Source organism: Clostridium gasigenes, from assembly GCF_900104115.1.
GTDB classification, from domain to species: Bacteria; Bacillota; Clostridia; order Clostridiales; family Clostridiaceae; genus Clostridium; species Clostridium gasigenes.
Genome location: NZ_FNJM01000001.1, coordinates 479,781 through 494,233 on the forward strand (window position 1 = coordinate 479,781; position 14,453 = coordinate 494,233).

Genomic DNA, 14,453 nt, shown 5'->3' on the forward strand with positions numbered 1-14,453 from the left:
TAAATAGAGCAGAAATTTCTGCTCTATTTTTCAAAAATTAAAAGGAGGAAACCATGAAAAACTTAAAGAACTATTTACCAATAATAGTTGTAACAATAGTCTCAGTAATAATTGTAGCTATATCAAGTTCTATATATGATGGTGGATTCTTAAATGATAAGATGAAAAAAAATGTTTCTTATGAAAAAGCTATTGTGAAAAGCATTCAATCTGAAAAAATGCAAAATGATACAAAGCTAGATTATATAGAGGTTGGTACACAAGATATTTCCTTGGAAATTCAAAGTGGAGAATATAAGGGACAAATATATAATGTGAGAAACTCTGTTAGTAGATTATATAATATGAAAGTAAAGAGCGGATCTGAAGTTGTGGTTACTGTAGCTAAGGAAGATGGACAAATTAAAGATATTTCATTGTATACCCATAAAAAAGACACAGTAATGATAACGTTAATAGTTATATTTGCAATTCTAATAGTAGTAATTGGAAAAATGAAGGGATTAAAGTCGTTAGTAGCATTAATATTTACCTTCATAAATATAATTTATCTTATGGTACCATTAATGTTTAGAGGGGTTAGTCCAATATTAGCAGCTATTTTAGTTTCATTAGTGATAACGATTGTTACATTGTATCTTTTGAATGGTAATAGCAAAAAGACATATGGAGCAATTGCTGGAACCATGATTGGTATAATAACAGCTGGGATAATTGCATATATAGCTGGTAACTTATCTAATTTATCAGGTATTAATATGGAAAATACTGAAAATATACTTTATGTAGCAGAAAATTCAGCGTTAAAAGTTAATGGACTTATGTTTGCTGGTATTTTAATTGCGTCACTTGGAGCTATTATGGATGTTGCCATATCTATAGCATCATCCCTTAGTGAAATATATGAAATAAATTCAAAGCTTACTGCTAAGGATTTATTTAAATCTGGCATGAATATAGGAAAAGATATGCTAGGAACCATGTCAAATACATTAATACTAGCCTTTGCAGGTGGAAGTTTAAGTCTTATTATACTTTTATCTTCTGCAAATATGAATTCACTTCAACTTTTAAATTTAGATGTATTATGTACTGAAGTAATACAAGGGATTAGTGGGAGTATTGGAATAGTTTTAACTGTGCCTTGTACAGCATACATATGTGCAAAACTATTTAAAATATCCTTAAAAAAATAATGAAAATAGAGGTAAAAGATAATAAAGTGATTTTTTCACCTTATTAAAATCTTGAACCTCTATTTTTATGTAGAAAAATAAATATATAAATATTTTTAATTTTATTTCATAGATAATTTGCTATAATTAAAAATGAATAAAATATAATAAGGAATGATTAAATGAGCTTAGAAAAGAAAATTACAAAATTAGTAGTAGGAATATTTATAGCAGTTGTGTTAGTTATAAGTGTTTTTTCACTAGCTGTTATAAATTCTAATTTGACAACTGCATTAAGTAAAAGGCTTACTGATACTGCTTTTGTTATAGCTGCAAATCCAATAATACAGGAAGAACTTTCAAAGGGAACAGATCCTACATATTTAAAAGTGCAAAACTTTGTAGAGAGAATGAGACTAAAGATAGATTTATTATTTATAAGTGTAATAGATATGAATAGCGTTAGATATTCTCATCCTATACCAGATAATATTGGAAGAAAATTTTTAGGTGGGGATGAAAAAAGAGTAATATCAACAGGAGAAGTTTATGTTACAGAGAGTCATGGACATTTAGGAAATTCTATAAGAGCGTTTGCACCAGTATATAAGGATGGGGTACAGGTTGGAGCCGTAGCTGTGGGCATATTAAAAAGAGATTTAAGAGAAGAAGTAAGAGAGTATTTCTTTGAATTAATACCTGTATTTTTAATAGCGTTACTTATTATAATATTTTTAGCAAAAAAGCTAGCGAAGAATATTAAAAATGATATTTATGGGTTGGAACCGGAAGATATAGCAATTCAGTTAAGAGAGAAAGAATCTATTATAAATAATATGGAAGAGGGCTTAATAGCAGTAAATAATTTAGGACAAGTAACTGTTATTAATAAAAAGGCTCTTAATATGCTAAGAATAAAAGATGAAAGGGATATAGATGAAAAAATAATTAGTTTATTAAATAAAGCAATTTATAGAAGAAGTAGAATATTTAATAAAGAAATAAGACTTAGTGAAGACATTATTATTATGGCTAATTTTTATAGTATAGTAGGAGAATATGGGACTGTAGTAGGAGCTATTGCCAGTCTTCAGGATTTTACTAAGGTACGTAACATGGCAGAGGAATTGACAGGGGTAAAAGAACTAACATGGAACTTAAGGGCTCAAAATCATGAATTTATGAATAAACTACATACTATTGCAGGGTTAATTCAATTAGAAGAAAATGATAAAGCAATAGAATACATATTTGCAACAACAGAAAAAAGAGGACTGATTACAGATAATTTAAGTAAAATAAAGGAACCATCAATTCAAGGATTATTATTTTCAAAATATAATAGAGCAGATGAAATGAAAATAAAATTTGAGATAGATGAGAAATCCTATTTAAATAACATAAATAATAATGTGAAAGTTCAAGAATTGCTAACGGTTATAGGCAATATTATAGAAAATTCAATTGAAGAACTAAGAGTACAAAATGATGGCTGGATATATTGTGGTATATTTGAGGAAGAGAAAATTAAAATAGTGGTTAAAAATAATGGTAGAAAAATAGATGAAGATACTAAGAAAAAAATATTTGAAAGAGGTTATAGTACAAAGGGTGAAGGTAGAGGTTTTGGATTATATAATATAAAAACTATCGTAAATAATTTAGGCGGAGAGATTAGATTAACTTCAGATGAAATAACAGTATGGGAAATTATAGTTTAAAGATAGTTAAGGGAGCTGAATGTATGATTAAAGTTATTATAGTAGAAGATGATCCTATGGTAAGAGAAATAAATATTAAGTTTTTAAGTAAGGTAGATGGATTTCAAGTTGTAGGAGAAGCTAGTAATATTGAAGGAGCCAAAAGTATTATTAATAATATAGAAGCAAACTTAATATTATTAGATGTTTTTTTGCCAGATGGAAAAGGTTTGGATTTGTTGAAATGGATTAGACTAAATGAAATACAAGTAGATACAATTTTAGTAACAGCAGATAAGGGAAGAACATCCGTTGATGAGGCCTTTAAATATGGAGCGGTAGATTATCTTATAAAACCATTTAAATATGAAAGATTTAAAGAAGCTTTATCAAAATATAGAGAAAGATTTAATAGATTTAAAAAACTAGATAGTCTAGATCAAGAAATTATAGATGAGTATATTTTTAAAACAGCCCCTGGTAATAAGTTGCAAAAACAGGATGAAGTAGAGATAAATAAGGGTTTGAATATAAAAACATATAATAAAATAGTACAGTTTATGAAAGGTAATAAAGAAGCAAAGTTAACAGCGGAGGAAATTGCAAATGGGAGCGGACTTGCAAGGGTAACAGCAAGAAGGTATTTAGAAAAAATGGGAGAAGAGGGAAAAGTAGATATTGTTCAAGAATACGGAAGAATAGGAAGACCCACTAATTTTTATATAATAAAATAAAAATAGATCAGAATTTTAGAGGCCACTGAAAAATTCTTGTTTTTCAGTGGCCTTGAATTTATTAGTTATTTTTTGAAGTCCTCCTTAGACCAAAAAGACCAAAATAAACAATAAGACCATAATATTGATTGTTTAAAAATTAACGAATATACTATGGTCATAAGCAACAGTATAAAAATTTGGTCTATATGGTCTAAGTCACTTTTGAAAAAATAATATACTGATTTACTAGTATATTATTGTTTTAGAGTGCCTAAAACAAATTAATAATATTAATTAGGAGGATACACTTATGAAAAAGAAAATTTTAGCGTTAGTAATGACAGTTGCAATACTTGTACCAACAGCATTAATTGGTTGTGGTAGCAAGACAGAAACTGCAGATATTGTAATTATAGGAGCAGGTGGTGCTGGTTTATCAGCAGCGGTTCAAGCAAAACAAGATGGATTAGAAAATGTTGTTCTTTTAGAAAAAATGCCGATGGTTGGTGGAAACACTAATAGAGCTACTGGTGGATTAAATGCAGCAGAAACTCCACAACAAAAGGCTAAGAATATAGAAGATTCAGTAGAAGTTATGATAGAAGATACTATGAAGGGTGGATATGAAAAAAATAACCCTGAATTAGTTAAAAAATTAGCTAATGAAGCTAAGGATTCTGTTAAGTGGTTAACAGATTTAGGCGCAGATTTATCAGATGTTGGTAAAATGGCAGGAGCTACAAATTACAGAACTCATAGACCTACAGGTGGAGCTGCAGTAGGAGCACATCTAGTTGATACTTTAAAGATAGCAGCAGAAAAAGAAAATGTAGATTTAAGATTATGGAATGATGCTAAGGAAATAGTTTTAGATAAAGAAGGAAATGTTTCAGGAATCAAAGTAACTAATAAAGATGGTAAAGAATACACTATAAAAACTAAAGCTGTAGTTTTAACAGCTGGTGGGTTCTCAGCTAATCAAGAAATGGTTGTTAAAAACAATCCAGAACTAAAAGGATTTGCAACAACTAACCATAATGGTGCCACTGGTGATGGTATTATTTTAGGAGAAAAAGCAGGTGCTTCACTAGTTGACATGGTAGAAATACAAACTCATCCAACTGTTGTACCAGAAAAGGCAGTAATGGTAACAGAAGCTGTAAGAGGTAACGGTGCAATACTTATAAATAAAGATAGTAAAAGATTCACAAGTGAATTATTAACAAGAGATGTTGTTTCAAAGGCTATATTAGAACAAAAAGATGGCGTAGCATATTTATTCTTTGATGATGGTTTAAGAAAAAGCTTAAAGGCTACAGAAGAATATTTTAATATGGGATTAGTTACAGAAGCAGATACAGTAGAAGAATTAGCAGAAAAATTATCATTAGATAAAGCTACAATGGCTGAAACAGTAAAAAAATATAATGATGCAGTAGTAGCTAAAAATGATTCGGAATTTAAAAGAGATGACCTTCCAAGACAATTAAACGAAGGTAAGGTTTATGCAATACTTGTAACACCAGCAGTTCATCACACAATGGGTGGATTAAAGATAAATACTAATGCAGAAGTATTAAACACAGAAAACAATGTAATTCCAGGATTATTTGCAGCAGGAGAAGTTACTGGAGGCGTACACGGTGGTAACAGATTAGGTGGAAATGCTTTAGCAGATATAGTTACATTTGGTAGAACAGCAGGAAAGAATGCAACAGAATTTGTAAAATAGTAACATTTAAATATTAGAATAGAGATAATATAACTAGGAGTGATTTAATATGAAGAAGATAACTACAATATTAGCAACTATAGCAATATCAGCATCTATGTTAGTTGGATGTGGTGGTGGAAAATATAATGATGGTACTTATACTGGAGAGGGACAAGGTGCTTCAGGGAAAATAAAAGTTGAAGTAACAGTTCAAAAGGGTAAAATAGCAGATATAAAATTAGTTGAACATAATGAAACTAAAACATTAGTTGATGGAGTTAAGGATAACGTAATTCCAGAAATAATAAAAAAACAATCAGTTGAAGGTGTAGAAGCTGTATCAGGAGCTACAAATTCATCAAAGGGAGTAATAGAAGCTGTTAATAAAGCAATAGAAACAGCAGTAAAATAGGGAAAAAAATTTACTATGCCTATAATGGATTTTAAAAAATCTGTTATAGGCATTTTTCATATTAATATTTAGTATATATATTAAATATATGATATAATATATATACTAAATATATAAAACAATGGGCAAATTTAGAGAAATCTAGAGGCGCAAAGCTAAAGGGGCTAAGGGATTTAAAACTATGCCAGCCAGTTGCTAAAGGACTTTTTGCAAGGACTTTATAATAGATATAAACCTATGTAAATATGTTTTTAGAATTACCCTTTATTTTTAATAAGGGGTAATTTTTTATTTTTATAAGAGATATATGAGCTCAGTCTTACTTTAGATAATAAATAACTAAAATAAATTATAAATTTTAAGGGGTATGGTATCTAATGAGTAATTTAAGGGGGAGAAAAAAATCAATAATAGTAATATCAATACTTATAATAGTAATATTAAAAGTATTAGTAGCTAGGAACTTTAAGGGTGAAGTAAATAGCGAAGTAATTAAAAATAACTTAAAAATAAGAATAAATGAATGTAAGTTTGTTTATGAGAATATGGAGGAAAGTGAAGAGAAATATAAAAAATTACTTGAAACAGAGGAAGAATCATTTAAAAAAGGTGTATATTCCTCAGCGTTAGTACAATTTTATATAATGAAAAATGATGATGAAAAAATCATTAAATATGGGAAGGAAGCAGTGGAAAACTATAATAAAGTTAAAGGGGGAGAATATTATTCAATTGAGGAGAAAGAAAATTTAGCATGGGCCCTGTTTAAAACAGGTAAATATTCAGAAAGTTTGCAAAAAACAAGTGAATTGATTCAAATAATTACTTCAAGTGGCAATGAAATTTTAACAACTGATGAACTTAAAGATACAGAAGCATTTGTATATTCAATGCTTTTATGTATATATTCGAAATTAGGAATATTTGATAAAGCAGAACTTTATTATAATAAGCTATGTGAAATAGAATTAACTCCTCAGTTACAAGCTTCAAAAGGCGATAAAATAGCTATGAGTAAAACTATATATGCAGAAGAAATTAGTGATTTAGATTTAATGAAAAAGTATGCAGAAGAATGTTATGAAATACGCTTAATGTATGATAAAGAAAAGGGAAATAAATCAGCAGATTCAGTAATTTTAAATTTAGCAATTGCTAATGTAAAGCTTGGTGAATTTGAAGTAGCTATTAAACAGATAAAAAAATCTGAAGAGTTTTTTATTAGTGTTGGTGATTCTGATGGAATAAGTAACACATATTTTGTTTATGCACAATATTATGCGAAAGTAAACCAAAATGAATTAGCAATAGAATATTATAAAAAAACAATTAACTTATATAATGAATTAGAAGATTATTATAACTTACAACTTAGTGTTTATGAATTTATAAAATTTTTAAAAGAGAATGATAAAAAAGAAGACATTAATAAATACTATGAGATTTTTTATGATATATCAAAGAAAATAAGTGAAAGTAAAGATATAAACGAATTATTATCACAAATTATTAATAAAAATTATGAGTTAAATAATAACGCATTAGAGCTTTTAGAGAATGAATCAAAATCAGATAAAAGGAATATAATTATAGGAGGTATAGTGATAATTGTACTTAGTGCAATGGTTATAAGAATGGATTTTCTAATTAAAAAGAAAGATGAAAGTGAAAAGATACTGGAAAAAGTAGCAAATACTGATTATTTAACTGAAATTAATACTAGAGCTTATGGAGAAAAACTTATTTTAGATGAAATAAATAAAAATAACAAATTTTCTATGGCTATAATAGATATAGATAACTTTAAAAATATAAATGATAGCTATGGGCACATTTTTGGAGATGTTATATTAAAAAAAATCGCAAAAAAACTAAAAGAAAGCATAGATAGTAAGGATATTATTGCTAGGTTTGGCGGAGAGGAATTTATAATAGCATTTGTAGGTAAAGATAAGGATGAAGCAAAAGAAATATTAGATGAAATAAGAATAGATGTTAATAATATAATCTTTGAACATAATGTGAAGGCTTCATTTAGTGCAGGTATTGAAGAATGGGATAAAACAAGTTTTGACTTAGTTATAAAAAAAGCAGATGAATTACTTTATAAAGCAAAAAGAGAAGGAAAAAATAAAGTTGTTAATAGATAATTATTTACTACATCTCTAAACAATAACAAGTTAGTATTCTTGTATTTACTAATATGCCTAATAAAATAAGAATTTAATGGAGGTATTTATGAAAATTACTATTGTATACGGAACAAACTATGGTACGTCTGAAAAGGTTGCTAATATTCTTAAAGATAAATTAAAGGGGCAAGTCACCCTTGTAAATATTAAAACCTCACCTAACGTAGATTTAAGTAAAATAGATAAGCTTATAATTGGAGGATCAATTAAAATTGGACAAATACCTAAAGAGTTGAAAAGATGGATAAACAATAATTTATCTGAAATTATAGCTAAAAAACCTTACTTATATATGTGTGCAGGAGAAGAAGATGAGGAAAAGTTAAAAGCAATATGGGAAATGAATTATCCGAAAAAAATATTAGAAAGTGCAGTATGTAAAACCTTTGTTGGAGGAGAGATGGACATTACTAAGTTAAATTTCTTTATGAAGACATTATTGAAAATAGTTAAAGGTAAATTAGAAAGTAGCTCTAATTTAAAAGATGATTCTATAGAAAATTTATCTAATTTAATAAACAGTAAATAGTATTTAGAGGGTCTTAGTCAGACGAAAAAAATAAGAAAAATAAGAATAGGTTTCATAATTAACGGATTAACTATATAATCTTATATATAAATAAAAAAGAGGTGTTTACAATAGTTAAACAATTAGTAACAAATGATATAAAAGAATATTTTTATAGTGTAAATTATCCAAGTTATGAAAAAGATTTATGTAATATAGAAATGAAATCTTTATTTAATAAAATCCCAGAAAATAAATATATTTTCTCGCATCATTATGTGGACCCATCAAGAAGTCCTTTTGTAAAAGAAAGTATATCAGTAATATATTCAGAAGATACATTAGAAGATATAGTGAAAAAAATTGTAGATAATAAATTAGCTTATGATGACTTTAAGGTGTGTTATATAAAAATTGAAGGTGGAGACATTGGATATAAGGAAAGGCTTAGGAGTGTACGAGAAATAGGATTAGTTGTTATAGGAGAATCAGAAATGTATAAGCCCAAAGTTACCCTTGGAGTAACTAATGTTGATGGCAAATGGATATTTGGAATATACGAAAAAAATAACTGTGAATGGTATAATCATGATAAAAAGCCTTATTCGTATTCTAATTCATTAACTTTAAGAATGTCTAGATCATTAGTTAACATAGCGGTAGGTAATGATTTAAACTGTAGCATAATTGATCCTTGTTGTGGAATTGGTACAGTTGTTATAGAAGCACTTTCAATGGGACTTAACATTAAAGGTTATGAAATTAATAAAAGTATTTCTAATAATGCTAAGAAAAATTTAGAGTTTCTAAATTTTGAAGAGGTTATAACAACAGGGGACATGCATACTATAGAAGAGAGATTTGATATAGCTATTGTAGATATTCCTTATGGCATATTTACACATACAACACTTAAAGATCAGACAGATATTATAAAAACTGCACGAAGAATTGCAGACAAGGTTATTATTGTTACATTTGAAGAAATGGATGATTTAATAATTTCATCTGGATTTAATATTGTTGATAAATGTACGTTAGCTAAGGGAACTTTTATAAGATACATAAATATATGTAATTAGAATAGTGCATTAAAAGTTATTATTACTTTTAATGCACTATTTTTTTATCTAGTATAAGTAGAATATTAAAAATTAAAGTTGAATTTAAGCTGGACTTAAGTTAAAATATCTAAAATGCAATTAAAAAATTACATTTTAGAGTATAGAGAGAGAGGTATGATAAAATGGAAGCGATAAAATGGTTTATTGATGTGTTTATGCATTTAGATATATATTTAGAGGGAATCATAAATACTTATGGAATGTTAACGTATGTATTGTTATTTCTAATAATATTCTGTGAAACAGGATTAGTAATTACTCCTATTTTACCAGGTGATTCTTTAATTTTTGCAGCAGCAGCATTTGCAGGTCTTGGAGTTTTAAACATATTTATCTTAATAGGAGTAGTTGTAGTAGCAGCTATATTAGGAGATGCAGTTAATTATCTTATAGGAAATAAATTGGGTGATAAACTTATAAATAATGGGAATAGATTTATTAAAAAATCATATATAGACAAAACACATTCTTTTTATGACAAGTACGGCGGTAAAACAATTATAATTGCAAGGTTTATTCCAATAGTGCGTACTTTTGCACCATTTGTTGCTGGCGTTACTAATATGAAATATAAGGAATTCTTATTATTTAACGCAATTGGTGGTGTGTTTTGGGGGTTATTAGTATCTGGAGTAGGATATTTCTTTGGAAATATTAAATTTGTACAAGAAAACTTTACAATAGTAGTATTGGGAATTATATTTGTATCTATTTTACCAGCTATAGTAGAAGTGGTTAAACATAAGATGTCTAAAAATACTGAAGTTTAAAATTTATATTAATAAGGCAAGAAAACCCCATGTACAAGTGAAGTACACGGGGTTTGTAATATTGATACTAATTTAAGGCATTTACAGAAAAATAAACCAATCCAATTCGACAGTCTATTTGCTGCCTTGATTAATTATTTTTCAAGTGCCTTAAATTAAAATAAACTGTTGACATTAACCCTACGTAAAGGGATATAGTTATATTATAAGGAGGTGACAGCGTGGAATATACGGTGCAAAAATTAGGAAAGTTAGCAGGTATTAGTACTAGAACCCTTAGGTATTACCATGAAATAGATATTCTAAGACCAGCAAGAATTAATTCATCAGGATATCGTATTTATGGTCAAGCAGAAGTTGATATGTTGCAGCAAATATTATTTTATAGAGAGCTTGGACTAGGATTAAATGATATAAAAAATATAATAAATGAACCGACCTTTGATGGAGGAAATGCATTAGTAGAACATCGCAGGAAGCTCCTAGAAAAAAGAGAACAATTAGATTTGTTAATAGCTAATGTTGATAAAACTATAGTTTCTCAAAGTGGAGGGATTAATATGAAAAATAAAGAAAAATTTGAGGGATTTAAAGAAAAAATGATTTCGGATAATGAAAAGAAATATGGGAGTGAAATACGTAGCAAATATGGTGATGATGCTGTAAATAAATCAAATCAAAAAATAAAAGGTATGACGCAAGAGCAACATGATGAAGTTACAAGACTTGAAGAGGAGATTACTTTAAATCTTAATGAAGCCTTTAAAACTGGAAATCCAGAGAGTGAAATTGCTCAGAGGGTAGCAGAGCTGCATAAAAAATGGTTGTGTTATTATTGGGGAACTTATAGCAAAGAAGCTCATGCAAATATTGCACAAATGTATGTATGTGATGAAAGATTTACAGCTTATTATGATAAAGAAAATCCAGGCGCAGCTGAATTTTTAAGAGATACAATTTTAATTTATACAGGAACGAATCAATCATAAATTAATCAAATAAAATAAGGAATATTTATTGTTCCATAAAGGATTGAATTTTTAACATGAGGATAAATAAACTTTTAAGTAATATGGGTTTTTGTTCAAGAAAAGAAGCTAGTAGATTTATTGAAGATAATAGAGTAATAGTAAATGGAGAACTTTGCATACAGGGGCAATGGGTAGAGGAAGATGATGTTGTTTTTATTGATAATGAACTTATTACTCCTAAGGAAAAAATTTATATTGCATTAAATAAACCCGTAGGGATTACTTGTACAGCAGAAAAGACAGTGCAAAATAACATAATTAGTTTTATGAATTATAAGGACTATATATTTCCTGTAGGCAGACTAGATAAAGAATCTCAAGGATTAATATTAATGACAAATGATGGAGACCTAGCAAATAAAATTTTAGAATCAGAAAATGAACATGAAAAAGAATATATAGTAACTGTTAATAAGCCTTTTGATGATGAATTTATAAAAGGAATGGCTGAGGGAGTAAACATTCTTGGAACTTTAACAAGAGTTTGCAAAGTTACTAGAGTTAATGAGGATACTTTTAAAATTATTTTAACGCAAGGACTTAATAAACAAATTCGTAGAATGAGTAAAGTTTTTGGATATACTGTTATAGGTCTTAAGCGTATTAGAATTATGAATATAAAAATTAATGGTATAGAAAATGGTAAGTGGAGAAATCTTACAGAGGAAGAAATATTAGAACTTAGAAAGTGTTAATACAAATCTTTCATTATCTTAAAGGACATGTATCTGTGAGTCAAGTAGCTATTTTTTTGAAGATTTTTTAATAGGAAATGAAAGTAGCATATCTGAAAAGGTTGAAAATAGAATATCATAAATATGGAATTAGATGAGTTATATATTTTTATAGACTTTTCGATACTGCTACTATGCAATTAAAATAAAAATATAGAAAATATAGAAAATATATTGACAAAATACAATAATATACAATATACTAAGATAGTAGTTTGAAATATAAAAATTACAAAAAATAGTAAGGAGGTAGGATTATGTTGGATTTAATGTTTGGAATTAAAAGAACAAACAATAAAAATAAAAAATTATATAATGTGAGAAATATTTATAGCCCTATCTCAATAGTAGAGTATAAAGCTAATTAGCTTTAGGTTTTATTATAATTTAGCTTTTGAAAAAACAAAGGTTATGGGCTATTGCTCATGACCTTTTATTATTTTATATTTTAAGATGTATATTAAGTGATTCTTGGCTTTAGATGAAATTTACTTGAAATGAAAATATACTCTTTAATATAGTTTAAGGTCATGGTGAATCCATGACCTTTTTTGATTCTAAGTAGAAAATAGGTTGTTTCAAAAAAATGACTTATAGAAGTAAACAGAATAAAGAGGGGGAAGAGCGTATGTTTAGAGTATTAAAATATGTCTTAAGACATAAGGTTAGTTTGATAATTGGAAGCTTATCTATGATATTAATAATTGGGATAGATTTATGTGTACCATATCTTCAAAAAATATTTTTAGATGAAGGTATTACAGGTGGAGATACCACTGTTATTATACCAATTATAGTAGCTTTTTTATTAATATCAATAGTGAAAGCTATACTTGGGTATTTAAAAGAGTATCTTTACGATATTACTAGTAGTGAAGTTCACGCTGAAATAAAGAAAGATATTTTTAATCATATTCAAGGGTTAGAATTTAAATATTTTGATGAAATGAATACTGGAGAGTTAATGACAAGAATTGGAGAAGATGCAGAAAATATATGGCAAACAATTGGATTTGGATTAAGGTTATTTGTAGAAAATATATTATATTTTGTTTTATCTACAATAATTCTTTTTTATCTTAATTGGAAATTAGCATTAGCTTGTGTTGTAATTATGATACCAATAGGATTTATTGCAATTAAACTTGAAAAAAAGTTTGGTGAGTGCTATGGGAAAATAAGTGATAAAACAGCAGAAATAAATACTACTGCACAAGAGAATATAGCAGGGGTTAGGCTAGTTAAAGCCTTTGCAAGAGAAAAACATGAAGTAACAAAGTTTTTGAAAATGAATAGATCCTATTATGATTTAAATATTCAACAAGCAAAGATCGTAGGAAAATATTTTCCACCTATAGAGTTTTTAACAAATATATCTCTTGTAATAATGATAATTTTAGGTGGGTATTTTGTAATAAATGAAGAAATTACATTAGGGGTGTTAGTGGCTTTTAGTGGATACATTTGGAACTTAATTTGGCCAATGAGGATGTTAGGATATTTAACAGATATTTTATCAAGAAACTCAGCATCAGCTAAAAAAATATTTGCCATAATAGATAGAGAATCAAAAGTTGTAAGTAAGAAATATGGATATGAGGCAAAAAGTATTAAAGGTGAAATAGAATTTAAAAATGTAACATTTAAATATAATGATATAGATGTTCTAAAAGATATAAATCTTATTGTACCTAGTGGAAGTACAGTGGCTATTATGGGTACAACGGGTTCTGGAAAATCTACTTTGATAAATTTGATTGGAAGGTATTATGATGTATACAAGGGTGAGGTTTTAGTTGATAAGGTAAATGTTAAAGATTATAACTTAAACATGCTAAGAAGCCATATGGCAATTGTTCCTCAAGATACATTTCTTTTCTCAGATTCTATAATAAATAATATTAAATTTAGTAGTGATAAAGCTAGTGAAGAAGATGTGATTAATATTTGCAGAGCAGCTTGTTGTTTAGATTTTATAGAAAATCTTGAAGAAGGTTTTAATTCAGAAATAGGAGAAAGAGGTCTTGGATTATCGGGAGGACAAAAACAAAGAATAGCTATTGCAAGAGCTTTGCTTAGAGATGCATCTTTGTTAATTTTAGATGATTCAACATCTGCATTAGATACAGAAACGGAACAAACTTTATTAACTAATTTAAATAATAGAGAAAAAACTTGTACAACATTTATTATAGCTCATAGAATTTCAGCAGTGAAAAATGCGGATATAATAATATATATTGAAGATGGACAAATAAAGGAAAAAGGAAATCATAAAGAGTTGCTTCAAAAAAAGGGAGCATATTATGATATATATTGTGAACAATTTAAGGATTTTGAGACAATTAAAAAAGAGGTGATATAATTGGGTAAAAAT

Annotated in this window: 12 protein-coding genes and 1 riboswitch; all 12 genes read left to right on the top strand. The window is 27.7% G+C overall.

Features of this window, described 5'->3' with window-relative positions:
* Positions 1–53 precede the first annotated feature (53 nt).
* A complete protein-coding gene (locus BLS77_RS02320; RefSeq protein ID WP_089965401.1) occupies positions 54–1,196 on the top strand; it encodes a YibE/F family protein in 1,143 nt (380 codons plus the stop codon).
* A 161-nt stretch (positions 1,197–1,357) separates the two neighbouring features.
* Entirely contained in the window at positions 1,358–2,896 is a 1,539-nt protein-coding gene (locus BLS77_RS02325; RefSeq protein WP_089965403.1) for an ATP-binding protein, read from the top strand.
* Between the two features lie 23 nt (positions 2,897–2,919).
* Positions 2,920–3,609 (top strand): response regulator, encoded by a 690-nt coding sequence (locus BLS77_RS02330; RefSeq protein ID WP_089966504.1) that lies wholly within the window; start codon positions 2,920–2,922, stop codon positions 3,607–3,609.
* 292 nt (positions 3,610–3,901) lie between these two features.
* Positions 3,902–5,323, top strand: coding sequence for a flavocytochrome c (locus BLS77_RS02335; protein ID WP_089965405.1), 1,422 nt, complete (start codon positions 3,902–3,904; stop codon positions 5,321–5,323).
* Positions 5,324–5,372: 49 nt separating this feature from the next.
* Positions 5,373–5,717 (top strand): FMN-binding protein, encoded by a 345-nt coding sequence (locus BLS77_RS02340; RefSeq protein ID WP_089965407.1) that lies wholly within the window; start codon positions 5,373–5,375, stop codon positions 5,715–5,717.
* Positions 5,718–5,831: 114 nt separating this feature from the next.
* Positions 5,832–5,917: riboswitch (cyclic di-GMP riboswitch) on the top strand.
* Positions 5,918–6,094: 177 nt separating this feature from the next.
* Positions 6,095–7,867 carry a tetratricopeptide repeat-containing diguanylate cyclase gene (locus BLS77_RS02345; RefSeq protein WP_089965410.1) on the top strand — a complete coding sequence of 591 codons (1,773 nt, stop codon included), beginning with the start codon at positions 6,095–6,097 and terminating at the stop codon, positions 7,865–7,867.
* Between the two features lie 88 nt (positions 7,868–7,955).
* Positions 7,956–8,438, top strand: coding sequence for a flavodoxin domain-containing protein (locus BLS77_RS02350; protein WP_167867116.1), 483 nt, complete (start codon positions 7,956–7,958; stop codon positions 8,436–8,438).
* A gap of 101 nt (positions 8,439–8,539) precedes the next feature.
* Positions 8,540–9,499: a TRM11 family SAM-dependent methyltransferase gene (locus BLS77_RS02355; RefSeq protein ID WP_242873914.1), complete on the top strand. Its 960-nt coding sequence runs from the start codon at positions 8,540–8,542 to the stop codon at positions 9,497–9,499.
* Between the two features lie 164 nt (positions 9,500–9,663).
* Positions 9,664–10,311: a DedA family protein gene (locus tag BLS77_RS02360; protein ID WP_089965416.1), complete on the top strand. Its 648-nt coding sequence runs from the start codon at positions 9,664–9,666 to the stop codon at positions 10,309–10,311.
* A gap of 221 nt (positions 10,312–10,532) precedes the next feature.
* Positions 10,533–11,300 carry a MerR family transcriptional regulator gene (locus BLS77_RS02365; RefSeq protein ID WP_089965417.1) on the top strand — a complete coding sequence of 256 codons (768 nt, stop codon included), beginning with the start codon at positions 10,533–10,535 and terminating at the stop codon, positions 11,298–11,300.
* A gap of 56 nt (positions 11,301–11,356) precedes the next feature.
* Positions 11,357–12,037 (top strand): pseudouridine synthase, encoded by a 681-nt coding sequence (locus tag BLS77_RS02370; RefSeq protein ID WP_089965420.1) that lies wholly within the window; start codon positions 11,357–11,359, stop codon positions 12,035–12,037.
* A 667-nt stretch (positions 12,038–12,704) separates the two neighbouring features.
* Complete coding sequence (locus BLS77_RS02375) at positions 12,705–14,441, top strand: ABC transporter ATP-binding protein (protein WP_089965423.1); 1,737 nt, start codon at positions 12,705–12,707, stop codon at positions 14,439–14,441.
* Positions 14,442–14,453 lie beyond the last annotated feature (12 nt).